This window comes from Enterococcus sp. FSL R5-0957 (assembly GCF_038008005.1).
In the GTDB taxonomy this organism is placed as follows: Bacteria; Bacillota; Bacilli; order Lactobacillales; family Enterococcaceae; genus Enterococcus_B; species Enterococcus_B faecium.
The window spans coordinates 333041-357460 of the sequence record NZ_JBBOYG010000001.1 but is presented as its reverse complement, the minus strand read 5'-3'; the positions used below and the strand labels follow the sequence as shown (position 1 = coordinate 357460).

Here is a 24420-nt window from a genome sequence, read left to right as displayed (position 1 = left end):
TTCGTTTTGCAGAATGTATCTGGGCCTAACTGATATTTCTATTGCTTATTCTTTTATATACAAAATTTAAGAATACAAACCAGATAACCAATAAAAAAGGAATAAAGCGTGTCGTGCTTTCGAATAACAAGCTGAAAGCAATTGAAGTAAAAAACACCAACAAAGCAAGATCTTTATATCTTTGTGTAGTGTTCCGTTTCTTTTCTTTAATAAATTGAACATGTGCACACAAGATCGAAGACCACACAAATAGAAAACAACTCGTTGTCATGCCTGCCAAAAGCTGAAAAAACAATCGACTATCAGCTACAAAAAAATGTAGACAAAGACCGGCAAAAAATAACATCCCTGTAATTAAAATACCGTGTAAAGGTACGCCTTTCTTAGAAAGCGCACAAAACCAATGGGGCAAACTTTTTTCTTTTGCTGTTTGATATAAAATCCTGCTAGTACTGTAGACTGCACTATTTGCTGAGGACAAAGAAGCAACCAAAATCATTAGATTGACAATTGCTGCTCCGCTTTGGCAATGGATCACTTGCAGCATAGTCACTAAAGGACTTTCTTTTAAATCTAAACAATGCCATGGAACAACAAATAAAATCGACAAAATCGTTCCTATATAGAAAAAGAGAATACGCCAAGGCAGACAGTTGATTGCTTTTTTCAAATTCTTTTGCGGATCACTTGTCTCGCCAACGGTTAAGCCGATCATTTCAATTCCAGCAAAACTGAATAAAACCATAGGAAATGAGACTACCATTCCAGCAAAGCCAAACGGTAGTAATTCATCGATCTGTCCAAAATTTTCTTTGATTCCGATAGACTGGGTATGAAAATCTGAGACACTCAATCCTATACCCAATAAGATAAAAAGGAAAATCCCCAAGATCTTGATGATTGAGAAAAAAGATTCCAATTCACCAAACCACTTGACTGCAACAAGGTTGACTGCCATTAAGATCATTAGTGCGCTACCTCCGCTTATCAAAGCTGGTACATGTACAAACCAGAAATGGATATACAATCCTATTGCTGTTAATTCCGCAAGTCCAGCTCCAATCCAGCAAAGCCAATAAGTCCAATTGACAAAAAATGCCCACTTTTTGCCTAAATAGTAGTCAATGAAATCACTGATAGAGTTAAATGTACTATTTGCTAAAAATAAATCACCCATGGCCCGCATCAAACCATAAATAGCCAAACCGCATATCAAATAGACGAGAATAACAGCTGGCCCTGCTGATGCAATTGCCTTTGCTGAACCTAAAAATAATCCTGTTCCAATTGCGCCACCTAATGCGATTAACTGGATATTTCGATTAGTTAGAGTCCGTTTCATGGCCGGTTTTTCCATCAAGTTCACCTTTTTCTTTTTCAAGCAGCATGGCGACTTCCTGTTCCCAAGAAGGTTTCTTTATTTTTTCAATACAGAGTGGTACTACAAACAAAATGACACTGATGGCGGTGACTGCAATTAGATTGATCCATGTTCCAGCTTTCATCGTCAGCCCGACAGAAAATCCGATTGCCGCAAATAAAACAATAACGACAGTCCAAACTCCAAGATTGCTCTTTTTCTCTTTTTTTCCAATTCTAAATGGTCGATTCAACTTTGCATGTGTATAACGCAATCTCAAAACTGCGATCCCCATGATGACATAGACGATACAGTAGATAACAGTAGTTGAATTTACGAGCATCAAAAATGCTTGATTGACGCCAGGAATCAGCAAATAAAAAAGTGCAAAGATTGAGATAATGACGGACTGAGTCAAAATAACGGATTTGGATACGTCAAATTGATTCGTCTTCCAAAAATTGAATTTTGGTGGATACGCACCTTTTCTAGCACTTTCTGTCACTGTCTTTGCTGGTCCTGAGGCCCAAGCAGATAATTGGACTGCTACACCAATGAAGACAAGTAAACTAAACAGATTCACAATAAGATGTGGCAAACCAAGAATTTGGCAATAAATCGAAATAGATTGCGCGATATTATTCAATTCCATTTGTCCTTTTGGTACGACATTTGCTACAACTAAAGCATTCAAAATATTGACGAAAAATATAAAAATTAACGCGGCAAATACTCCGCGAATATACGTTTTAACTGGATTTTTCAACCGAGTGATATACACAGAGGACATTTCGATACCAGTAAAAATAAACATGATCGGCGCAAAATAAACAAATGAGGATGCAGTCGTAGTATCTGGTATTAATTTGTCCCATGAAAAACTGCCTAATGTTCCGGTTGGTACGATCCCAACTTTGATCCACGCAGCAAACCCTAATAAGAGCATCATCGTCAAAGGCACGTACAATCCTAACCAAACACCGACTTTTCCGCCGATTTTTGCCATATCAAATTTCAAATTCAAAAAAGTGATGATCCAATAAACGACTAAAATAACAACTAATGTAAATTTGCTGTTCAAACCAAGCGGCACATTATCGATAATATTACCAAACAACGGAGCAAGTGCTGAAGCGACCATCACCATCCCAGGAAACATTTGGACCCATAACAGCCATGAGACAACGAACCCCCATTTTTTTCCTAGAGCATTCGATACCCAAAGTTCTGGACCACCTTTTTGGGGAAACATTCCGGCAAATTCACCAGAGATCAATGAGATTGGAAAAGCGTACAATAATACTGCAACCAGCATGTAAAAAATCATCATCCAGCTCGTTGCTGCTACATCTGGAATATTTCGTACACTTGCTACAAGGGCGCAGGTCATTCCGATAAAGGTCATGGTCGTGATTTGCTTTGATGAACCAGTATCTTTCATCTTTATTCCTTCTTTCAATAGCGACATATGTTTTTGTTTTCTTTTATTTTTGTTCAAGAACAGAAATGACAAGGTTTCATCGATTCAGTACAAAACCCAGTATCACCGAAACATCCATTGAACGATCTTAGTGAACTGGGTTTGATACATGAAACGAACGATCCAACTTATAGAACGTTTTATAAAAAAGAATATCTTGGCGAGGAATATATGAAAAACAGGGGGAAATACAATTGTTTTGATGAAGCAAATAATTGTCTGTTCTCCATATGTCTCTTGTTATTCTTTCACACAAAAATCAGTTCTATTGGATGATTTCGTTTAGTTTCTTTTCCATTGCTTTGGCGATTTCTTTTGTATAAAAATTGAAAATTCGATCATCATTCAAATAAGGAGTCATGATAGCCGCACGTAGCAGAGTGATTTTCTGTTCTTTTTTCCATTCTTCTTTCGTTAGACCCATTCTTTCAACAAAACGAATCGGAGAATCACCGTAATCTTCTTGTGTAAATGTAGTATGAGAAGTAATAAACCGTTCACCATAAACATCGCCATCCATATAAGAAGACCGATCGAACATTTTTTCATTTAATTCATTGATAGCGTTCAAATCTGTACAGCCATGTTCTTTGAATACCCAATTGACCATATTAAAATCAGGATGATTCAATGGATAGACTTCGATTGTTTTTCCTTTAACAGTAAAAGTCAGATGATCGAGAAATTCTCTGAATCTTTGAGCTGCCTCGATTGAAGCCCCAATCAATTGACCATATCCGGTCACATTCAATGGCAATACACGATGTGCTGTCCAGACTGCGGCGGCGGTTGCTCCAGCTTTTGATCCTTCCAAAATATAAGCTCCTAACATATCTGGAGCCTTTACTGATTTTTCAAACACATATGGCGCGAAATAAGAAATGATATTTCTCATATTTTTATGTTTGATTACGATTCCTCCAGCAGCATAAGGGACATAGCCCATCTTATGAGGATCTATCGTGACAGAATCCGCTTCTGAAATAGCTCTGAACCCTTCATATACCTCTTTGTCAATCGTTACGCAGTGGTGGAAAACATGATGTTCTTCAAAGAATTCAGCTAAGGAAGCATACGGCACAAATTCTCCTGCTTCGTTTAGAAACAGTGAACGCGCATAGCCGCCATATGCGGCATCAACATGTAAATAGAAATAGATCCCTTCATCTTTTAACCTTTCTCTTAATTGGACGATTTTATCTACACTGTCTACTTGACCTTCTTCTGTCGTTCCTACGACAGCAACCACACCTAGAATTGGGATTTTTTGTTCAGCTAATTCACGAATTGTTTTTTCCAAAGCATTAATATCCATTCGATAATCCTCTTGAACTGGGATAGCAACCATCTGATCTAAGCCTACTCCGCAAATATCTAACGCCTTCATCCAAGAATAGTGTTTTGTTTGAGGGACCAGCCATTTCCCTAATCTTTGGATATTTTTTCCGCTACGGGAAGAAGCTGCTTTGACCTCATCCATTTCTTCGTCCGTAAAGCTTTCGGTCATTTCCAAAATTTCTTCAACAGATAAATTCAAAAGTTCCCACTCAGACATTTTTTTCACTTTTTCAGGCAGCACTTCCTTGACAGCTAAAGGAATCGATTTGATGCAACGGGCGTACCATAATCCTTCAAGATTAGCAATAGAACCATCTGCTGCAATGTGTCCCCATCCGTCTGTCATATTGAATAATGAAGCAAAATCCTGTCCTACTTCTGCTTCCATTTGCGAAGTTGCCATAGAAGATTCCAATGCAACATTATTTGGGTTCCACAGCATCGCATAGTTGTAAGCTAATAAAGCAGGCATCAATGTTTCAGCATTCATTTGTCCCCAGTAACGGCCTGCTGAATGCCATGGGATCGATCCTGCGCGTAATCGCTGACTGACTTCATCCAAGACCTCTATCATATGGTCGCGGGTGGCTAGATAATCTGGAGTGAGCTTATCTCCTTCGCTAATTGCAGGCATATCTGAAGGAATATAATTTTCTCTCCATCCAAGATGTTCATCTACCATCTTGTTCAACAACATTTTATAAACTGGTCCATTTTCAGCTTTGTCGCCTATAAAGACGGCCTTGATATCCATATCTTTCATTTTTCTTCCCTCCATATTTTGTTGGTCAATGTCTCGCAGATACATGTGTTTATCTGTAACACCTCTTCACTATAGCGCCAAAAATGAGAAATTTTTTTTTATAACATCAAATCCACGTAGATTTTTACAAACAAAAATAAATAAAGTCGGATTTTTCTGATAATTCAACGCAAAAAAACGAACAATTTTTCAATAAATCAGTCTTCTAAAATAGATAACCTAAAAAAAACGAACAAACAAATAAAATGACTGTCCTTCATTCACTAAACATATTTTTATTTTTTTATATTGTTAAAAATTCACAATTTATTTTTTAATAGAATTATCTGTTTTCCAAATTTTATAACATAAAAAACCTTTTTTAACGGCATTTATGTGCTTTTTCAGAAATTAACTGATGATTTCAAAAAGAAAACATGTCATAATATTTCCCATATTGTGCAAAAAAATACAAGGTGGAGGCTCTACTATGATTGAAGAATATATTGAGAAAAATATTTTAAGACAGCTGTTTTTATGTGGGCAATTCTATGTAAATAAAGAAGTCAATCTAGAAAAGCTCTCCAATCTCCTGCATTTTTGCAAAACCACTTTGCTCAATGATATCAATAACATAAAAAAAGAATTTGAAGAACAGATCGCTTATACACATCGGGAAAAGGACCGTTACACTTTATATTTTTCAGAACATATACCTCGATGCAAGATCATGCAGCAATTGTCTCAAAATTCGTTGTTTTTAAAAACTTGTCTGCTTTATTTGGAAGAAGATGAACCTGATTATCTTCAATTAACTGAATGTGAATTCATCTCTGTCAGCAAAGCTTATTCATTAAAAAAACAAGTATTAGCTTATTTTAATGACTGCGGGATCGAAATCGACCGCTACTCCCCTCGATTCACTGAAATGGAAAGACGTCTGCTGCTTCTTAATGTGTCGTATCGTTTAGGCGGTTTTAATTCTTGGGAGCTACCTGAATCGTTTTTTGAACGTGCCGATCGTTTCATTGAATCCGTAACGGAAAATAGTGGTAGATTTTATGATAAAGAAAATAAAGAAATCTTATCGATTGGTTTTGCTATCAGTTTCCTACGCCAGCAAGTGTGTGCTGTGACAATAGATTCAAAATTTATCGAAGAAATCAAAAAACGTCCTATTTACAATTATGTCGAATCAGCATGGGAAAACACTGATTTCCAAACCTATTATAAAAAAGAAGAATTCGCCTTTATTTTGACACTATTCAATCTTTGTAATTATGGTTTCCATTCTTATCAGTTGATTGCGGAAGACTTTCAACAGCTATACCAAGTGTTTATTGACAATACTCCCGAAATAAAAGAACTAGTTGCTACCTTTGAATCTCACTTCAATCAAGAATTATTCGGAAACCAACCGTTCGAACGTGCGCTGATTCATCTGATGCGTTCGGCTTGGGATAACTATCAATTATTCATGCCAGAAAAATTTTATCTTTTAAATGAGGAACAGACAAATTTATATAAAGAAGTCCAGACAATTTTTTCCAGCTGGTCCAGCCAGTTACCTTATGATCTACGGTTGAATCCTAATTGCATGCGGGCTTTTGTGATCGAATTGAGCGGAATTCTCCGTCTGACAAAAGAACATCTGACTATCTATATCGTCACAAATTCGGATGTTCATTATCTGATTTATCGGGAAGCCTTGGAAGCTGTAACTACTTTCGATTTTCAAGTTGCACCAACAATTTATTCAAGTATATCTGATATAAAGAAGTATGCGCAGCAGTCCTCAAACCGGGTATTATGTGAACGTACATTATATACACCAGATGCGGTCCAATATGAAAATATTATTCCTATTTCGATCAATACGATCGATCGAGCTATCATTTCAGCTGTGCAAAACAAATAAGGGGCTGTGACAAAAATCATGTCACAGCCTCTTATTTGTTGAAGATGCCCATTTCTGTAACAATCTCTTGATACACGTCAGGCTCACAACCTCACTTATTTTGGACATCTACGGGTCCGATCTCTTTATTTAAAAAATAAGAAATGATGGTTCGGATAACTACCAACGCCGCTAGTTGGAAAATATCCTGCAAGGTAGGTTTGATAATCGATTCGATGATCCCAGCTGAAACAAGAATTTCCAAACTTAGAAGTATATAGCCTCCCAACATCTTTTTAATAGCATTGTTCTCGCTGACTCGGTCGTTTTGCACTTTTGTATGGACAAATAAATATTTCAAAAAATCCTTGATTGATAGACAAACACCCCAAACCAATAAACAGATAGCAAAGATATCAAGTCCCAGTACAAGTTTTTCAAAATATGGAAGAAGAAACTGCATCAACTCTGTCGTCATCCTACCTCTCCTCTTCTTTGTTTTTCTTTGTCTTCTATTTCCTGATTCAAGAAATAAGAAATGACTGTTCGAATGATAATAATAAGTGCAAGCTTCAAAATATCTGTCCAAGTCGGCTTGATAACTGACTCGATGATATCAGCAACGACTAGTACTTCCAAGCTTAACAAAATATAACTTGCTAGCAATTTTCTTGTATCTGCATTACGAGTATTACGTTCTGCATAGTTTTTCTTGACATGAGACCAATCAAAAAGTTTGAATAGAACAAGAACGATCCCGACAATTAAGATACCGATAGAACAAATATTTAAAATAGCAATGATCCATTCTAGAAATTCAATTAAATTTGAGCGAAACATATACGCTACCTACTTTCTTTTAATTTGTTCCTATTCTTTTATTGTAAAAGAAAGTTACCTTGTTCGTCTATTTAAAAGTTGTTCTAATGATAACGGTTCGCTTAAATTTTTCTTTTTCACTCTCCCATTTTTCTCCCCCCATCCATAAATCGTGGAAGTATCCAAAACAACGTAGCAAGTTAAAATAAGGCTTAGTCCGTCATCAGCTTTTCAAAGAAGCACTGTCTCGGTGCTTTTTTTGTACCCAAATTTCTAAAAATAGAACCATACACCTCCTCAAATCTTTTCTTCTTACCTACCCTATTTTTATTTACAGGAAAATCAGACACTTCTTCTTTTTTGTCAAAATTTCCTTTTTCTTCTCGTCCTATCATTTGGCATTCTAATAAAAACGAACTATCCTTGGATATAGAAAGAGAAAACAAGGAGGCGTTTTTCATGAGTAAAAAATTAATCAAAGTCGGCATCGGTTTAGGTTTGCTTGCCCTTGGCGCTGCATATCTAGGAAAAAAGACAGGACTATTCGAAGATGACAGTCATTTATATGATGAATTCGAATCAATCTAGCATCCTATTTAGTTGAATCACTACGGACATACTTGGAAGACATTGGAGGAATCACAATGAGAAAAAGTAAAGCAATAATGATTGGTGCCGGTATTGCCAATATGGCAGCGGCTGTTTATTTGATTCAAGAAGGCAAATGGAAAGGGGATCAGATCACCTTTTATTCATTGGATGATCACGGTTCAAATGATGGTGCACCGACCGACACTGTAGTGGATGAATATTGGAATAAAAACCATCCATTAGAAAACCAAAAAGGCTATATTGCTCGAGGCGGTCGCATGCTTAATTACCGTACCTATGTAGATTTGATGGATCTGTTAAGTCGAATACCTTCTGTTACTGAGCCAGGGATGACTGCTGAAGAAGATACGAGAGATTTTGATGCAAAACACCGAACCTTTGACAAAGCACGTTTGATGGAAGGTGGCAAAGGAATCATTGATGGCGGAAAACTGGGATTCAATAATAAAGACCGTATTCTTCTGACTAAACTGATTGCTATGCCTGATTCAGAAGAAGAAAAACTAGACAATATCACTATCGAAGAATATTTCAAAGATGATCCACACTTTTTTGAAACAAACTTCTGGTTTATGTGGGAAACAACATTTGCTTTCAGAACACGTAGTTCTGCTCAAGAATTGCGTCGCTATATGCATCAAATGATTTATGAATTCACTCAAATCGAACATCTAGTGGGCGTCAATCGAACACGTTACAATCAATACGAAAGTATTATGCTTCCTTTGATCGAGTACTTGAAAGAACAAGGATGCAAAATCATTTTGAACCGCCGTGTCACTGACTGGGAATTCAAAGAAACACCGATGCAAGATGAAATCACTGTGACTGGTTTGAAAATGACCAATACACTGACTCAAGAAGAAGAACACGTTGTGGTCGATGAAGATACAGCAGTTATTTTCACTAATGGGTCCATTACAGATTCAGCTACTTTAGGAGATTACGAAACACCAGCTGTAGAAAATATGGATTATGGTGCAGCTTCTAGTCTCTGGAAAAAAGCCAGTGAACGTTTCTACAACTTGGGAAATCCTGACAAATTCTTTGCTGATCGAGATGCAAGCGAATGGGTCAGCTTTACCCTGACGACGAAAAACCATTTGTTGTTGAATGAAATCACCCGTATCACGACTCAAGAACCAGGAAATGCCTTGAATTCATTTATTTCATCCACACCGATCACGCCGTTAGGCCAAAAAGATGTCAATATGTCTATCGTCGTGCATCATCAACCGCATTTTACGTCTCAGAAACCAAATGAAACAGTTATTTGGGGTTATTTCCTTTATCCAAGACGACGTGGCGAATTTGTGGATAAACAGTATATTAAAATGAATGGAAAAGAAATGCTAGAAGAACTGATCGGACAACTTTCAAAAGTAGATCCTGGACCAGTGAATATTCGTGAAAAAGAAACAGAAATTTTCGACAGCGTAATAAATAATATCCCTGTCTATATGCCTTATGCTTCCGCGTTGTTCAATAATCGTGCCAAAAGCGATCGGCCAAAAGTCATTCCTAAACATTCGACCAATCTGGCCTTTACAGGAGAATTTGTCGAGCAGCCTTATCAGATGATCTTTACTGAACAAAGTGCTGTACGTTCTGGAGAAATCGCTGCTTTCCATTTTGCGGGTATCCCTATGTCCCGTCTTGTCAAAACACCGCGTTACGACAAAGATATTCCTACTCTAGCTCGTGCCGCAAAAAAAATGTTTGAATAACCAAGAGGTTGTGAAAAAGCTGCCCTGCATCAAGTAATAAGAACAACCAGGCTAAAACAGCTTCTTATGTTTTTGATTTGGTTGGACTTATTACCGCAGATGCAAGCTTTTGAACACCGTTTACCAAGAGGTTATGAAAAAGGCGTTTAGTTTCGAGTATGAAGAAAAATTTTGTGAAAATGGTTCCTCACGTTTTTGCATAAATTTGACTTAATACCGAGAAACTGATCCCTTCTGTCATAACCTCTTTTTATTTATGTCTGTTTCTTTTTGAAAACAACTATTTTTTCAACGTTTACTCTCTTGCCAATCCAACATCATCTAACGGATACAACTATTTCAATGATTACCATTACACTAAAAAATCGGAAACACACCTCTCCGAACACAAATACATAAGACTATAGAATGTTTCATTTAAGAAAAAAAGCGTTTCATTATCAAAAAGGTAAGATCTCCTTTAAAATGAAATTATCTGTAGTACTAATAATGCAGACAATTTTATGAATCTGAAAGGAGCATCTCCAATGAAAGCAGTCACTTGGCAAGGAAAACAGAAAATGGAAATCAGAAACGTAGATGATCCAAAAATATTAGAACCAACAGATGCAATCATCCGTATCACAGCAACAGCCATTTGCGGCTCCGATCTGCATCTTTACCATCATGGTGAAGCAGTTTTGGAAAAAGGGTATGTTGTAGGACACGAACCAATGGGAATCGTTGAAGAAGTGGGATCTCAAGTTCAAACATTGAAAAAAGGGCAACGTGTGGTTATCCCTTTTAATATTAGTTGTGGTCATTGTCATTTCTGCCTGAATCACATGGAAAGCCAATGTGATGAATCAAATCCAGATCAGTTATATGGCGGGCTTTTCGGATTTGGCAAGTTGAACGGTAATCATTGGGGTGGTCAAGCGGAGTATCTAAGAGTTCCTTATGCAGACTCTACTTCATTTGTTGTACCAGATAATGATCTTCCTGATGAAAAAGTTTTATTTCTATCAGATATTTTGCCCACAGCTTATTGGAGCGTTGAAAATGCAGGAGTAAAAAAAGGCGATACAGTTGTGATTCTAGGTTCTGGTCCAGTCGGTCTATTCGCTCAAAAATTCGCTGTTATGGCTGGAGCAGAGCGCGTGATCGCAGTAGATCCAGTACAGCACCGTCTAGATAAAGCAGCTAATTACAATGGGGTGGAAACTTATTTCTTAGAAGACACGGCACAAGCTGGAACGGAATTGTATGAACTGGCTAAAGGTGGCGCAGATGTCATTATCGATTGTGTAGGAATGGACGGATTAGAGCCTGTCAAAGAAAAAGCGAAAAATTTAGTAAGCTTACAAAGCGGCACAATCTCTCCATTACAGATGGCATCGCAAGCTGTCAAAAAATTCGGAACAGTCCAAGTAACTGGTGTTTATATGACTCCAGCTTCTTCTTACCCGCTGCAAGAATTTTTTATGCGGGATATCGCTGTCAAGCATGGACAGGCACCAATTATCCATCTAATGCCAAAAATTTACGAAATGATTGCAGAAGGACTATTCGATCCTACACAAATCATTACTCATTCGCTGCCACTATCAGAAGCAGCACAAGCATATGAGATCTTTGACAAAAAAGAAGATAAAAATATAAAAGTTGTTTTGAAACCTTGAATTCAGTAAAAAATACAGGTGATTTTCTTTATGCCCAAAATCAAACGAAATACCCATGAGATCGAAATAGGAAAAGAAGAAGATATCGAAATACGAGGACGTCGCTTCCGCTTCTATTTCCAAAATCGTTACACATTGATCTCACTGGCTGTCGATTTATTAACCGGGATTTTCTATATTTTTGGAAGCCTTGCTTCCTTAACTAAAATCCCCGATCGATATGGCACCTATTTTTATTTGGCTGGTGCTATTTTCTTGACGATTCGTCCTATTCTCAGAATCGTAAGGAACATTTTTATTTACGACGAAAAAAAAGCAATGAAGAGAACAAGCAAAAAAAAAGAGGCATGAGAATTTTTCAAATCTCATGCCTCTTTTTTCACCCTATCGTATCACTTTGATACAGACGAGCGGTCGTCCCACTTTCTTCCTTGACCATTGTCAAAAATGTCCACTCGTATCGTTCATAAAACGTGGTATGATCTGTAATTAAGTAAAGTTTTTCGTACCCAAGTTGATGCATTTCTTTTCTGATTTCCGCTAATATCCGCTTGGCTATCCCCTGCTTACGCTTTTCCGGTTCAACAAACAGGGCACAAAGATTTGGTGTCAAATCAGGGCGGTTATGGAAGTCGTTTTCAATAACGCCCGCTCCTCCGACGATGGTTTCTTTTTCATCTAAGACCACATACCATTGAGGAATACTTTCCTTATTAGCGATTCCAGTACGAATACTTTCCTCATACACAACAGCAGGAACTCCCCATTTTGATGAAAACCACTTCGCACTTTGTTTTACTAATTCTGGGTGTTCTCTTAATTTGATCCAGTTATATGTAACCAATGTTTAAACCTCCGACTAAAATAAAACGTTTACAAAAATTATACAAGTCTTTATGAAAATTAGCAATGACAACAATAGTGATGTAAAAAAAAAACGGAAAACAATCACTTGTTCTCCGTTTTTTGATTAATCAAGCATCTAAAGCTTCTTTTCTTCTTTCTTGGATCGTAGCTACCTTGACGAACGGTAGATAGATCAAAATAGAAAGAACCAAATTGACAGCGGCTAGTACACCACCTGCAATACTTTTTGTTGCCAATACACCGCCAATAATTGGTGGAGTTACCCATGGAGGCATAACGGTAGCTGCTGGCACTAAACCTGTAGAAGTCGCAAAGTAAGCAACACTAACTAAGACCATTGGTGTCAAAATAAATGGAATGAACATGATCGGGTTCAACACGATAGGTAACCCAAACATCGTTGGTTCATTAATATTGAAGACACCTGGCGCAATCGACAAGTTTGTTACAACCATATATGGTTTGTTTTTACGTCCTACTAAATAAATAGCTAACAGTAAACCTAAAGTTGCACCTGTTCCTCCTAAGTTGACAAAGCTGTCAAAGAAAGGTTTGTTCACGATAAACGGTGCGCTATGTCCAGCTGCGATTGCATTAACATTTGCTTCAATGGCTGGCGCATTGATTGTTTGCATCAAAGGATCGACCATATTCGCTCCGTGTAAACCAAAGAACCATAAGAATGGTGTGATAAATGCAAGCAGTAAGGCAGATGGATAAGAGTTTGCAAGTCCCATAAATGGTTCTTGGACCACTGTATAGAAAGAACCTACGATATCATCAACACCGAATGCAGCAAAAATTGCAGCAACTAAAGCAAACGCAGAGATAGTGATCATTGCTGGTAGTAATGAAGCAAATGCTTTTGCAACTGCCGGTGGCACACCATCAGGCATTTTGATGATCAATTTTTCATTTCCGCTTAAACGTACAAAGATTTCTGTTGAAATAATCCCAACAATAATAGCAATAAACAAACCGTTTGAGCTCATACCTAATGCTCCGCCTAAAGCGAAGAAAGAGCCTAAAGAAATCACACCTGCGGAAACACCGTCTTTTCGGTAGCCGTTAGCTAAATGATAAGCAAGCAAGAAAGCAATCAAGACAGAAAGAATGGCAAATGTACCGTTCCAAGCAGCAGCCCCGAATCCTTTCCATGATTCACCACCAAAAATTGAGTTCATCAATTCTTGGAACCCGGGAATCGGTAAGTTATTGATCATTACTGCTAATGCTCCTAAGATCATTAACGGCATACTCACCATAAATGAGTCCCGAATCGCAACTAAATGCCGTTGTGCACCAATTTTTGATGCTACAGGTATAAAATGTTTCTCCATAAATGCAACAAATTTATCCATAAATCTTCCCTCTTTTCTTTACTGTAGATTACGCGTTCAATCGACGATACAGATCAATGATCTCTTTTGCTAAATCTGTAAAAGCTATGGATGTCATCAGATGATCTTGACTGTGGACCGTCAAAAGCGTGACTTCAACGTGATTTCCTTGTGCTTCTTGTGTCAGCATCTCTGTTTGAGAGTGATGTGCTTGGACTAAAGATTCCTCTGCATCTTTGATTTTTTCATCTGCTAAAGTGAAATCACCTTTTTTCGCAGCAGCAATCGCTTCCATTGCATCGCTTTTTGCATTTCCGCCAAACATGATCAGACCCATGATGGCTTCTAGATTTTTTTGATCTTCCATTTATTGTATCCTCCGATAATTTTTATTATTTGTTTATTAGTTTTTCTGCTTGGTCGAGTACTTTTTCACCATTCATCATGCCATAGTCAGCCATATTGATTACATCTAAAGGAATGCCTTTAGGTGCTAGCTTTTCAGCAAATTGATTTTGCATAAAGCGTACTTGCGGTCCTAAAAGTAAAACGTCTACATTTTTAGATTCTAGTTGATTATCCGCATCTGAAGCAGATACAGCAAAGATGTCTGCTTCCATTCCTTTTGCTTCTGCTGCCTTTTGCATTTTTGTGACTAGGAGACTTGTACTCATTCCAGCTGAACATACAAGCATGATTGTTTTCTTTTCCATTTTAAACACGTTCCTTTCTATACTTACACTTGTATATAAGCAAGTAGCGTGCCAACTTTAAAAGCGCTTTAAAAAGTTGATATCATCACATTTAAGGTCTATACCAAGTTGCATACACACTAAAAAAGAAAGCGCACACTAAACACACAAATTAATTTTTATTACCTTTTTTCTTTTAACGTGCACAAAAAAAGTTGTGACACAAAACTTGTCACAACTTTTTTCGAATAAACGGTATTCAAAAGCTTGCATCTGCGGTAATAAGTCCAACCAAGTTAAAAACATAAGATGTTGTTTTTACTTTGCTGTTCTTATTACTTGTTGCAGGACAGCTTTTTCACAACCTCTCAATAAACGGTGTTCAATCAGCTGACCCTGGGTATTAGCTCAAAACGCTGGATTCACAACCTCTTTTATTTCAAATAACCAGTAAATACAATGAACGTCTACAAAAAACTTCTATTTATTTATAGATTTCGTCAGGCAAATCCAATTCTCTCTTATCAATCAAAGTCTGATACCACGAAGCAGATTTTTTCAATGTTCTGCTTCGTTCATCGTTCAATTCGATTCGAACTAATCCATATCGATTCTTAAATGCATTCATTGGTGACACACAGTCAGTGAATGCCCATAACATATAGCCTTCGCAATTTGCGCCTTCTTCTGTTGCTTTGATCAAATAACGCAAATGCTGTCCGATAAATTCGATACGGTAATCATCTTGCACGATTTCTTTCTCATCCATATACCGTTCTTCATGTTCTCTTCCCATACCGTTTTCTGTTATCAGCCAAGGGATATTATGATAATTTTCTTTTAGATACATGGCTATATCATACATGATTTTCGGATAGATTTCCCATCCCCTGGAATTATTCATTTTCTTCCCAGGTAAATCAAAGACTTCATAATATCGTTCTGGATGGAAAGGTGTCTCTTCATTCCATTGATAACGAGGAGCGCGAACGCGTTTAGGATAATATTGATTGATTCCAAGGAAATCTACTGTATGATGCTGAATCGTTTCTAAATCCTCTGTTGCAGGATCGAAATAAATCGATTGTTTTTGACACAACTCCAGGAACTCTTCTGTGTAATACCCTTTTACCATCGGATCAAAAGATACTCGATTATAAAACAAATCATACATATAAGCAGCTTTTTGGTCTTCTGGAGAATTGGATCGAGCATAGACCATTTCAGGATTTAAAATACAGCCAATCCTTCCACCATAATTTCCGCTGCGGTAAATCTCTACTGCTTTAGCCGTTGCTAAAACTTTATGATAATTCCACATCATCCACTTTTTTGTGTTTTGTTCATGCGGCCAGCGAACAGCATCCAAATAGCAACGCGTTTGGGGAACGATTGGTTCGTTGAATGTAAACCAGTTTTTTACCCTATCACCGTAACGATCAAAGGCAATTTGAGCATACTTAGCATAAAAATCAACTACTTTTCTTGAAGACCAGCCATCATATTTTTCCAAAAGAAAAGCTGGGACTTCATAATGTTCCAAACAAATCATCGGTTCTACGTCTGCTTCGATCAAAGAGTCGATCATTTCACTTATATGCTGAGCATATTCTTCATCTACTATACAGTTCTCATAATCAGTAAAAAAACGAGCCCAATTGATAGAAGTCCGATAATGTGTCAGATGGATGGATTTCATCAGATCCACATCCTGCTGGTATTGTTCCATAAAATTAGTTGCTACGGCTGGGCCATACCCATTATGCCAAACAAAATGTTCATTTTTATACCAGCTATCTATAAACGAATCCTGTCCTTCTTTTTTTCCTTTCCAACCTTCCGTTTGCCAAGCAGAAGATGCAGCACCAAGAATAAAATTTTTTGGAATAGTAATTTTCATGATTTCCTCCTGTTTTTTAGACCCCATCATTTTCCACACGATTTGCTACTTTTACGAATGGCAGATAGATCAAAATAGAAACAATAATACAAACAAGTTGCGTAATAACTGCACCGATATTTCCTGCTGTTGCCAGATAAGCATTGACGATCGGCGGCATCGGCCAAGGGACCATTACAACTGCTTTCGCCGCAAATCCTAAAGCGGTTGCAAAATAACCAATCGTTCCGGTGATAAGAGGCGTTAAGATAAACGGAATAGCTAAAATTGGATTCAGCATGATCGGCATACCAAAAATAACTGGTTCATTGATGTTGAAGATCCCAGGAGCAAGGGATAACTTGGTGATTTGTTTCATATCTTCCCGTTTTCCAACTAACAATACTGCAATCAGTAAACCGATCGTGACTCCAGACCCGCCCATACTCATATACATATCCCAAAATGGCATAGTAATAATGTTAGGTACTTCTTTTCCAGCTTCAAAAGCTTCCGTATTTACAGCAATTGCCGCTAAAAGCAACGGTTCCCGTATCGGCTTCACCATTTGATTTCCATGGATACCAATCACCCAAAAGACTTGCGCAATAAACATCAATAGCAAAATACCCGGTAACCCTTGTACGACACCTTCTAATGGGCGTTGTACGACATTGTAAATGATATCATAAAGGTACATTCCTGTAAGTTCTTTGATGATAAATCCCGCAGCCGCGATACCCGATACAGTCAGAATCGTCGGGAATAAAGCAGAAAAACTAGCAGAAACATTCGTTGGCACGGTATCAGGCATTCTCAGCTGTAGTTTCTTCTGTTTCCTCAACCAGCAATAAAGTTCAATAGAAAGGATGGAGACCAACATTCCCAAAAATAACCCTTTCGTGTCTGTATATTGTTTAGCCAATACGTTTTCTACTATAACAGTCTGATTTTCATTCACTAATTCATAAACAGTTGGATTAACAGATAAATAAGACATCACTGCGATGATACCAGGGAATACACCATCCACTTTATTCAGCTTGGCTAATTCGATCCCTATCAGAAAAACAGCATAGATGGTCAAGAAACTTAGTGTGACATAGCTGATGGCAGATGCGATAGGCTTTAATTCTTCTAAAAAACGCAAGAAACTTATCTGTGCTAAGCCATTTTCCGAGTCAAAGACCATTGCTGAAAACAATGTGCCAAAAGCACCCGTAATAATTACCGGAATCAATGCAGCAAATGCGTTTTTTATCACCATGATATACCTTAAATTATTGATTCTCGTTGCCACGTTCCCTAAAACATTGGCTAATTTATCCATAAAACTCATTCCAGATCCCCTCATTCCTGCTTCTTCTCCTTGACGTCATCTCTTTTTGACTATTAGTCAGCGTTTACATTTCGATGAACAGAAACTATTTACTCCTCTTTTTTACCAAATATAAAACAAAAATTCATCTGATGTATTTATCATAAAATACATCAGATGAACTGTCAATTAGTTTCTTTTTCTCCTATTATTTTCTGTAATTCTCTCCGATTTATTGCCATATGGACAGTCATTGCGTCAAACGCAGCAAGTGCGTTCCGCCTTTCGATGGCCTGAACGATCTCTGTATGAATATCGATCGTCTCGATTTTCAGATGCTGGATATCATAATTTTTATTAAACAAAGCAATTGATTCATTAATGATTGGGATAATATGCAGCAAGGCTACGTTTCCGCTAGCTTCTGCAATCATCGTATGAAAATCGATGTCTAATTGAACATGTTCTTGTGTGCCTTCTCGAAAAGAAGTTTCAATCTTTTGCGTTAATTTTTTCATTTGGACGATTTGATTCTTCGTTGCATATTCCGCTGCCAAACCTGCCATCTTAGGCTCCAATAAATATCTCAGTTCAAATAAGTCTCGTATCATCCGATCCTGGTCTTCAATCAAAGAAAAACCGAGTGGGTCATTGGCAATCCCTCGCTTATCACTGACAAATGTCCCCGCTCCTTGCCGAACTTCAAGGATATTCCTGGAAGCTAGAGCCCGCACAGCTTCTCGCACCGTGCTTCGCCCCACCTCTAAATAATCGGACAATTCATATTCATTCGGCAGTTTATCTCCTACTTGCAACTGCATTTCCTTTAAATATCTAAGGATCTTGTCAGTAGTTACTTCTACTAGGGTTTTATTTTCTTCCAAACCACATACCTCCTTTTCATCTGATGTATTTTTTCGTAATTATTATAACACGTTTGAATCATCTGATGATTTTTTGTATACAAAATTGATTAATCCGTTCATAGACATACAAACGAAGAAGATATTTACCATAAAAAAGACTAGGATAAAATTCACTCCTAGCCTTCGATCATTTTTATTTTGAACGACAAAAAATATGATGTTCAATAACAGACGATCTTCATTCGATTCTTGATGTCATCTTTTGTTTTTTTTAATATATGGATAAAAAGTTTGATTACATCGTTTCTATTCTAGAATTTGGTCGATTCTCAATTCTTCTTCTGGTGAGAAATCTAAATTATCCATCATTCGAACACTTTCTTGTAACTGACTTAACCGACTTGCTCCGACCAGTACACTTGTAACAGATTTTTGTCGCAAATTCCATGCAAGGGCCATTTGCGCTAATGATTGTCCTCGTGATACGGCGATTGTTTGCAGTGCTTTGATTTTTTCCAGAGTTGATCCAACTTGTTCTTCTGAAAGGAATGGTATTTCCTTACGATGTGCTCTAGAATCTTCAGGAATACCATGTAGATAACGATTTGTCAGCAACCCTTGAGCAAGCGGACTGAACGTGATTGCCCCTAGCCCTTCTTCTTCTAATACTGGAGATAGATCGTCTTCTAGTAGTGCACGAGAAAACATATTGTAGCGCATCTGATGAATAATGAACGGTGCTTCCTTTCTTTTTAAAATTTCAGTCATTTTTTTTGTATCTTCTCCATTATAGTTGGATATACCAATATATAATGCTTTTCCTTGTCTTACAAGTTGCATCAAAGCTTCTGCTGTTTCTTCCAAAGGTGTATCAGGGTCTGGGCGATGATGATAGAAGATGTCAACATAATCTAGCCCCATTCTTTGGAGACTTTGGTCACAACTTGAAATGATGGATTTACGAGAGCCCCATTCCCCATATGGCCCTTCCCACATATGATAACCTGCTTTGCTAGAAATAATCAGTTCATCACGGTAGGCTTGAAAATCTTCTCTAAAAATACGCCCAAAGTTTTTCTCTGCAGCTCCAGCAGAGCCTCCATAATTATTCGCAAGGTCGAAATGGGTAATTCCCATGTCGAATGCGCCTCTTAAAATCTCTCTTTGATTATGGATAGGATCATAATCACCAAAATTTTGCCATAATCCGAGAGATAAAATCGGTAATTTCAAACCTGAATGACCGGATTTACGATATTCCATTTTTTCATAACGTGCACTATCTGCAATATACAATTTTTCTCCTCCTCATCAAATCTTTTTAAAACGCTTTCTTGTTTTCTATTTTTAGTTTACTACATTTTAAAGAAAAGGAGTTACTCAAAATGATTTTTTCGTATATTTTTTTGCCATTTGTTTTTTACTCGTTGATAGATCAGAAATTGATTACGTGCTTGCTGGATTTTTTTATAACGTTTCGGTTGTTTTTTGTAAAATTGCTGATGATAGTTTTCTGCTGGCCAAAACGTACCGGCTGGTTCGATTTTTGTGACGATTGGTTGGTGGAAAGTTCCTGAACTGTCTAGTTTCTGTTTTGATTGTTCCGCTAATTCTTTTTGTCGTTCGTCTTGATAAAAAATCACTGGACGATATTGCTTCCCTCTATCTTGAAATTGTCCAAATGTATCTGTGGGATCAGTAATTTGCCAATAGATTGTCAGCAACTCGCTATAACTTATTTCTCTTGTGTCATAAATGATCTCCACAGCTTCCACATGACCTGTGTAACCACCACTTACTTGATCATAATTTGGTTTTTCAACATGTCCGCCCGTGTATCCTGACAAAACAGATAGGATCCCTTTTTTCGATTCAAACGGCTCGACCATACACCAGAAACATCCCCCTGCAAATACTGCACGTTCTTGATAGTCAGCATCTTGCATGGCATGCTTGGAAAAGTCATATTTTTGCTCCTTATCAAATCCTTCCGTAATCAATAAATAAAAGTCCATTACATCAGGCGTCAGATTCATTCGGATAGCTAATGGACGTAGTGTTGCTTCTAGTTTTGATAACTGTTCTTTAACGGATATATTTTCTCTTGTGTCATTCTTTGTCTGAATCAATACTTTTCGTTCCCAATCTCGTGTATTCGGATTCAAAATCAGATTATAAAGTGTTTGAATGAATATTTGTTCCTCATCCATAGATTCTCCTCCTTTCCGAAGAAGACAAGCTAGTGACTTTAGCTGTAATTTATCATAAAGTGAGGAAATAAGCGATTACTTCATCCCCCTACAGATTTTTCGTATAAAAAAGAGAGAATCCTTATCGACAGATTCTCCTTTTTAATCAATTTATTTTATAAATGAAAAGTTAATTTACCTTTTATGGAAAACTATTTTAAAAAATAAACATAAATATGCAGTTAATGTAACAAGATAAGAAATAATAGTCGTTACTGTATAATTTGTGCTTACTTTAATATCAGCAACTCCTTTGACTCCGCTTATTTGTACCAATCCATTAGCATTCACCTGCTCCTTTACAGGTTGATGATTTATTTCTACATTCGTTCCTAAATAAGCATATACAGGAAGTGTGATTACTTGGCTCTTCTCATTAGTTACTCTATATATGATAGAACTACCAGTTGTTTTATAAGGAAGGTTTACCCATTGACTGCCAATCTTTGCTTCGTGTTTTATTATATGCTCCTTATTCTCCAATGAAGCGATAGGAGAATAATCATATAAAAAATAATCCATTCCTTTAGTGGTATACGTCTCTACTGTTTCTTTGTTTACAACAATATGTCCCGGCTGAGAAATTATTTTTTGATTGAAATTTTTTTTACTAGAAACAGTTAAAGTGATTAATAACAAAACAGTCATAAATAAATAAAATAGTTCTCTTGTCTTATTGTATCTTCTATTTTTGAAAAATATCATCGTTAATATCAGAGAAGAGAATATTATTTGCAAGCTTAAGATCCGCCAAGGAAATTGTAACAATTTGGCTGGCGTATTTTGCAGAAGATACCATGGCACCAAACTAGTTGTAGCTAGCCAAGTCAAACACGTACCATAATAAATCTTTTTTTCTATGTTTGTTAATTTTTTAAATAAAATCAGGGGAATACATAAAGATAACAGACCAACTAGTCCCATTGAGTAAGTAGTTAAGTCGTTGTTCATAGCTTCAGTCAGACTATCGAACACATTAGATGCATGAGCATATAAATTTGTCACGCTAGGTTTGTTGATTTTTTGGTAGAGCATTTGTTCAAACATCGGATACCAAAAAGCACTCGTCAGAACCAATGTCATTCCTGCCGCACTAAATAATTTTTTAAATATAGCAATAAAATCTGCATTCTTGAAACCTTTAGAAACCAAACGAATAAAAATAAAAATGATAATTAATGCTGTACTCATTAATGTTGATAGTACATGGCTGTACACTAGCAAACTCATACTCAATGCTAGCTTTACAGACGGATACTTTTCTTCTTTTCCAGAGATGATTTGATAAGCATAAAATAATACAGGGATAACAAGTGTTATTGCGATAGCTTCGGCAATTGCGGAACGATAGTAGATGTCTACTGTCCGATAAGCAGAGAAAATATAGAGACAACTAAATAAAAATGCCGCTTTTTTTTGTTTTAAAAACCGCTCGCCATAATGATAAGCTACGAGTGTTGTACACAAGTTCAATAACCAAACGTAAATAATATAGCTTACAATCAAATTTTTTGTCATCCAATATAACATTACAGCTGGAAAAAAAGTCAGAAAGGGATAAAAATAATTTACACCATATCCAGTATAATTGAATGTCTCATAATTAATCGGACTGGTAAAAATAGTCGATAACCCCTTGATTCGAGATAAGTGAAAAGAAAGATCTCCAGTGGTATAAATACTCTGTGTATTTTTGAAAAAGATGAAAGAATATATACTACTAACTATAATTAATCCACTCAATATTACTACTTTTTTATTTATTTTCATTCTTCTTGTTTATCTCCTTTTTAGTCACATATCGAGAATCTTTCAACTTATTAGGTGCAAATCGTTTAAAACTTGAATACACCACTAAACAATAAGTCAGAATACTGATCCATAAAGCCATGAGAGCAGTTGGAGTATATTTTGTTGTAATTTCTATCTTATTTTCTCCAGCATTTACATCCACATTCACTAAGCCATGTTTTTTATAAGAGTCATTTACGACTTTACCGTTTACTTTTACCTGTGTACCTAAATAAGCATATACTGGTACTGTCACTTTTTGCTTTTTGTTGCTTGCCACTGTGTAAGTAATGTTATTATCTGCAGCTTTATACTTCCCTTTTTCCCACGATTCTCCTACTTTTACTTCATGTTTTTCTAAGTGAGACCTTTCTTTTATCGCTTCTGTTGGGGCGTAATCGTATAATCCTCCCATATCTGATGTTGTATAACGTGGGAGTGTTTCTTCATTGATAACAATATGACCGTGTTTTGATTGGATAACTTTTGCGTAATTTTCTTTTGCTGCTATAGACGTGACGAGTAGAAACACCACAGTAGCGCCAATGATTAACCATGAATATTTTTTATTCATAGTCTTTTTCATAAAAACAAGCGTTATGATCATTGAAGAAAAAAAGATTTGGATACCTAAGATACGCCAAGGAAACTGGAGCAAGCTTATCGGTGTTTTTTGAAACAAAAACCATGGAAATAAATTAGTTACGCATACCCATGTAGAAACTACGCCAACATAGATGATTTTTTCTTTTTTCTCCATTTCTTTCAGTATGAATAAAGGAAAAATCAACGCAACCAATCCTAATAACCCCATAGTGTATGTTGTAATATCGTTATTTAACGCTTGAATGATACTATCTGAAATAGAAAGTGCTTCTAGCTGCAAATCTGTTTTGAAGGGACTGTGTATTTCTTGATAATTCATCTGCTGCAACATAGGATACCAAAAATAGCTAGTTAATGCACAAGTCAAAAAAACAGCCTTTACTAAATTCACGACCACAAATTTTATATCGTTTTTTATTTGCTTGCTTAAAAACAAACGAACTATAATCATACAAGCAATCAATGCACTACACAATAGTGTAGTTAAGACATGAGTATACACAAGTAGACTTATACTGACAGATAAAGCGATGACTTTTTTTTCTCTATTGAATATCAATCCATAAGCATAATATAAAACAGCTGGGATAATCGTAAGAGCGATTGCTTCTGCAATTGCGGATCGATAATAGATATCAACTGTTCGATAAGTTGCAAAAGTATATAAACAACTAAATAAAAAAGCAGCATCTATCTTTTTAAAAAACTTTTCTCCATAATAAAAACTAATCAGAATCGTACAAATATTTAATAACCAAATATATAGAACATAACTTAATATTAAGTTATTTGAAATTCCATAAAAAACGACTGCAGGAATTATTGTAAGAAAAGGATAAAAATAGTTCAGTCCATCTCCATAATTGTTAAATGTTGTATAGTTGATTGGCCCTTCAAAAATAGAAGATAACCCTTTGATTCGTGAAAGATGAAAAGATAAATCACCAGTTGTATAAATTTCTTGAGCATTTCTCATAAAATTTACTGAATATAAAGTACTAAGTAAGATAAGAACTACTAAAAGAAATGCTTTTTTACTTATTTTCATAGATTTGTTGTTCTCCTTTTTTAATTCTATTTTAAGTATACTAGAATTGTCTTTTTTTAATAAGCTTTGCGTTAAATTTTTCATAGCACTAGTATGATATACTAGAAAAGAATCAATTTTTATTACTT

Annotated in this window: 22 protein-coding genes; 5 read left to right on the top strand and 17 right to left on the bottom strand. The window is 36.4% G+C overall.

The window, feature by feature from the left end; genetic code table 11:
* Window positions 1-25: 25 nt before the first annotated feature.
* The 3 genes from MKX69_RS01735 to tdc form a co-directional block, all read right to left on the bottom strand.
* On the bottom strand, window positions 26-1357 hold the full coding sequence (locus MKX69_RS01735) for an amino acid permease (RefSeq protein ID WP_002338577.1): 1332 nt from the start codon (window positions 1355-1357) through the stop codon (window positions 26-28).
* Window positions 1323-2801, bottom strand: coding sequence for an amino acid permease (locus MKX69_RS01730; RefSeq protein WP_002339529.1), 1479 nt, complete (start codon window positions 2799-2801; stop codon window positions 1323-1325). The genes MKX69_RS01735 and MKX69_RS01730 overlap by 35 nt, the downstream gene beginning before the upstream one ends.
* A 304-nt stretch (window positions 2802-3105) precedes the next feature.
* Window positions 3106-4941: a tyrosine decarboxylase gene (gene tdc / locus MKX69_RS01725; protein ID WP_341008547.1), complete on the bottom strand. Its 1836-nt coding sequence runs from the start codon at window positions 4939-4941 to the stop codon at window positions 3106-3108.
* Window positions 4942-5410: 469 nt separating this feature from the next.
* On the opposite strand from tdc, the gene MKX69_RS01720 reads away from it, so the two are divergent.
* On the top strand, window positions 5411-6838 hold the full coding sequence (locus tag MKX69_RS01720; RefSeq protein WP_258430218.1) for a helix-turn-helix domain-containing protein: 1428 nt from the start codon (window positions 5411-5413) through the stop codon (window positions 6836-6838).
* 91 nt (window positions 6839-6929) lie between these two features.
* On the opposite strand, the gene MKX69_RS01715 is transcribed toward MKX69_RS01720, so the two are convergent.
* The 3 genes from MKX69_RS01715 to MKX69_RS01705 form a co-directional block, all read right to left on the bottom strand.
* A complete protein-coding gene (locus tag MKX69_RS01715; RefSeq protein WP_002307868.1) occupies window positions 6930-7295 on the bottom strand; it encodes a DUF1622 domain-containing protein in 366 nt (121 codons plus the stop codon).
* Window positions 7292-7657, bottom strand: coding sequence for a DUF1622 domain-containing protein (locus MKX69_RS01710; RefSeq protein WP_002287567.1), 366 nt, complete (start codon window positions 7655-7657; stop codon window positions 7292-7294). Before MKX69_RS01710 ends, MKX69_RS01715 begins: the two co-directional genes overlap by 4 nt.
* 191 nt (window positions 7658-7848) lie before the next feature.
* Complete coding sequence (locus MKX69_RS01705) at window positions 7849-8097, bottom strand: hypothetical protein (RefSeq protein WP_002321251.1); 249 nt, start codon at window positions 8095-8097, stop codon at window positions 7849-7851.
* Between MKX69_RS01705 and MKX69_RS01700 the strand changes: the two genes are divergently transcribed.
* The 4 genes from MKX69_RS01700 to MKX69_RS01685 all read left to right on the top strand — a co-directional run bounded on the left by MKX69_RS01700 (window position 8096) and on the right by MKX69_RS01685 (window position 11987).
* Window positions 8096-8224: a hypothetical protein gene (locus MKX69_RS01700; protein ID WP_002287569.1), complete on the top strand. Its 129-nt coding sequence runs from the start codon at window positions 8096-8098 to the stop codon at window positions 8222-8224. The genes MKX69_RS01705 and MKX69_RS01700 overlap by 2 nt on opposite strands.
* Window positions 8225-8280: 56 nt before the next feature.
* Window positions 8281-9975 carry an oleate hydratase gene (locus MKX69_RS01695; RefSeq protein WP_002326427.1) on the top strand — a complete coding sequence of 565 codons (1695 nt, stop codon included), beginning with the start codon at window positions 8281-8283 and terminating at the stop codon, window positions 9973-9975.
* Between the two features lie 527 nt (window positions 9976-10502).
* Window positions 10503-11636, top strand: a complete 1134-nt coding sequence (locus tag MKX69_RS01690; RefSeq protein ID WP_002299903.1) for an alcohol dehydrogenase catalytic domain-containing protein — start codon at window positions 10503-10505, stop codon at window positions 11634-11636.
* A gap of 30 nt (window positions 11637-11666) precedes the next feature.
* Window positions 11667-11987 carry a YrhK family protein gene (locus tag MKX69_RS01685; protein ID WP_002287574.1) on the top strand — a complete coding sequence of 107 codons (321 nt, stop codon included), beginning with the start codon at window positions 11667-11669 and terminating at the stop codon, window positions 11985-11987.
* Window positions 11988-12015: 28 nt separating this feature from the next.
* On the opposite strand, the gene MKX69_RS01680 is transcribed toward MKX69_RS01685, so the two are convergent.
* From MKX69_RS01680 to MKX69_RS01630, 11 genes are all read right to left on the bottom strand, one after another.
* Window positions 12016-12480, bottom strand: a complete 465-nt coding sequence (locus tag MKX69_RS01680) for a GNAT family N-acetyltransferase (RefSeq protein ID WP_002299899.1) — start codon at window positions 12478-12480, stop codon at window positions 12016-12018.
* Window positions 12481-12610: 130 nt separating this feature from the next.
* A complete protein-coding gene (locus MKX69_RS01675) occupies window positions 12611-13864 on the bottom strand; it encodes a PTS sugar transporter subunit IIC (RefSeq protein ID WP_002287577.1) in 1254 nt (417 codons plus the stop codon).
* A gap of 28 nt (window positions 13865-13892) precedes the next feature.
* On the bottom strand, window positions 13893-14210 hold the full coding sequence (locus MKX69_RS01670) for a PTS lactose/cellobiose transporter subunit IIA (protein WP_002287579.1): 318 nt from the start codon (window positions 14208-14210) through the stop codon (window positions 13893-13895).
* Window positions 14211-14235: 25 nt separating this feature from the next.
* Window positions 14236-14556: a PTS sugar transporter subunit IIB gene (locus MKX69_RS01665; protein WP_002287582.1), complete on the bottom strand. Its 321-nt coding sequence runs from the start codon at window positions 14554-14556 to the stop codon at window positions 14236-14238.
* Between the two features lie 463 nt (window positions 14557-15019).
* Window positions 15020-16435: a glycoside hydrolase family 1 protein gene (locus MKX69_RS01660; RefSeq protein WP_114635023.1), complete on the bottom strand. Its 1416-nt coding sequence runs from the start codon at window positions 16433-16435 to the stop codon at window positions 15020-15022.
* A gap of 16 nt (window positions 16436-16451) precedes the next feature.
* Complete coding sequence (locus tag MKX69_RS01655) at window positions 16452-17768, bottom strand: PTS sugar transporter subunit IIC (protein ID WP_002307860.1); 1317 nt, start codon at window positions 17766-17768, stop codon at window positions 16452-16454.
* 149 nt (window positions 17769-17917) lie between these two features.
* Window positions 17918-18616: a FadR/GntR family transcriptional regulator gene (locus tag MKX69_RS01650; RefSeq protein ID WP_002287585.1), complete on the bottom strand. Its 699-nt coding sequence runs from the start codon at window positions 18614-18616 to the stop codon at window positions 17918-17920.
* 288 nt (window positions 18617-18904) lie between these two features.
* Window positions 18905-19861 (bottom strand): aldo/keto reductase, encoded by a 957-nt coding sequence (locus MKX69_RS01645; protein WP_180812902.1) that lies wholly within the window; start codon window positions 19859-19861, stop codon window positions 18905-18907.
* A gap of 113 nt (window positions 19862-19974) precedes the next feature.
* Window positions 19975-20808 (bottom strand): peptide-methionine (S)-S-oxide reductase MsrA, encoded by an 834-nt coding sequence (gene msrA / locus MKX69_RS01640; protein ID WP_002338584.1) that lies wholly within the window; start codon window positions 20806-20808, stop codon window positions 19975-19977.
* A gap of 174 nt (window positions 20809-20982) precedes the next feature.
* Window positions 20983-22617, bottom strand: coding sequence for a 6-pyruvoyl-tetrahydropterin synthase-related protein (locus MKX69_RS01635; protein WP_341008534.1), 1635 nt, complete (start codon window positions 22615-22617; stop codon window positions 20983-20985).
* Window positions 22604-24292 carry a hypothetical protein gene (locus tag MKX69_RS01630; RefSeq protein ID WP_341008532.1) on the bottom strand — a complete coding sequence of 563 codons (1689 nt, stop codon included), beginning with the start codon at window positions 24290-24292 and terminating at the stop codon, window positions 22604-22606. The genes MKX69_RS01635 and MKX69_RS01630 overlap by 14 nt, the downstream gene beginning before the upstream one ends.
* Window positions 24293-24420: the final 128 nt, after the last annotated feature.

Excerpts from the sequence above, each read along its gene's own strand:
- MKX69_RS01715 (WP_002307868.1), bottom strand. The coding sequence starts at position 7,295 with ATGACGACAGAGTTGATGCAGTTTCTTCTTCCATATTTTGAAAAACTT.
- MKX69_RS01730 (WP_002339529.1), bottom strand. The coding sequence starts at position 2,801 with ATGAAAGATACTGGTTCATCAAAGCAAATCACGACCATGACCTTTATC.
- MKX69_RS01665 (WP_002287582.1), bottom strand. The coding sequence starts at position 14,556 with ATGGAAAAGAAAACAATCATGCTTGTATGTTCAGCTGGAATGAGTACA.
- MKX69_RS01695 (WP_002326427.1), top strand. The coding sequence starts at position 8,281 with ATGAGAAAAAGTAAAGCAATAATGATTGGTGCCGGTATTGCCAATATG.
- MKX69_RS01660 (WP_114635023.1), bottom strand. The coding sequence starts at position 16,435 with ATGAAAATTACTATTCCAAAAAATTTTATTCTTGGTGCTGCATCTTCT.
- MKX69_RS01655 (WP_002307860.1), bottom strand. The coding sequence starts at position 17,768 with ATGAGGGGATCTGGAATGAGTTTTATGGATAAATTAGCCAATGTTTTA.
- MKX69_RS01705 (WP_002321251.1), bottom strand. The coding sequence starts at position 8,097 with ATGAAAAACGCCTCCTTGTTTTCTCTTTCTATATCCAAGGATAGTTCG.
- MKX69_RS01710 (WP_002287567.1), bottom strand. The coding sequence starts at position 7,657 with ATGTTTCGCTCAAATTTAATTGAATTTCTAGAATGGATCATTGCTATT.
- msrA (WP_002338584.1), bottom strand. The coding sequence starts at position 20,808 with ATGGATGAGGAACAAATATTCATTCAAACACTTTATAATCTGATTTTG.
- MKX69_RS01700 (WP_002287569.1), top strand. The coding sequence starts at position 8,096 with ATGAGTAAAAAATTAATCAAAGTCGGCATCGGTTTAGGTTTGCTTGCC.
- MKX69_RS01635 (WP_341008534.1), bottom strand. The coding sequence starts at position 22,617 with ATGAAAATAAATAAAAAAGTAGTAATATTGAGTGGATTAATTATAGTT.
- MKX69_RS01675 (WP_002287577.1), bottom strand. The coding sequence starts at position 13,864 with ATGGATAAATTTGTTGCATTTATGGAGAAACATTTTATACCTGTAGCA.
- MKX69_RS01690 (WP_002299903.1), top strand. The coding sequence starts at position 10,503 with ATGAAAGCAGTCACTTGGCAAGGAAAACAGAAAATGGAAATCAGAAAC.
- MKX69_RS01720 (WP_258430218.1), top strand. The coding sequence starts at position 5,411 with ATGATTGAAGAATATATTGAGAAAAATATTTTAAGACAGCTGTTTTTA.
- MKX69_RS01670 (WP_002287579.1), bottom strand. The coding sequence starts at position 14,210 with ATGGAAGATCAAAAAAATCTAGAAGCCATCATGGGTCTGATCATGTTT.
- tdc (WP_341008547.1), bottom strand. The coding sequence starts at position 4,941 with ATGAAAGATATGGATATCAAGGCCGTCTTTATAGGCGACAAAGCTGAA.
- MKX69_RS01735 (WP_002338577.1), bottom strand. The coding sequence starts at position 1,357 with ATGGAAAAACCGGCCATGAAACGGACTCTAACTAATCGAAATATCCAG.
- MKX69_RS01630 (WP_341008532.1), bottom strand. The coding sequence starts at position 24,292 with ATGAAAATAAGTAAAAAAGCATTTCTTTTAGTAGTTCTTATCTTACTT.
- MKX69_RS01685 (WP_002287574.1), top strand. The coding sequence starts at position 11,667 with ATGCCCAAAATCAAACGAAATACCCATGAGATCGAAATAGGAAAAGAA.
- MKX69_RS01645 (WP_180812902.1), bottom strand. The coding sequence starts at position 19,861 with ATGGAATATCGTAAATCCGGTCATTCAGGTTTGAAATTACCGATTTTA.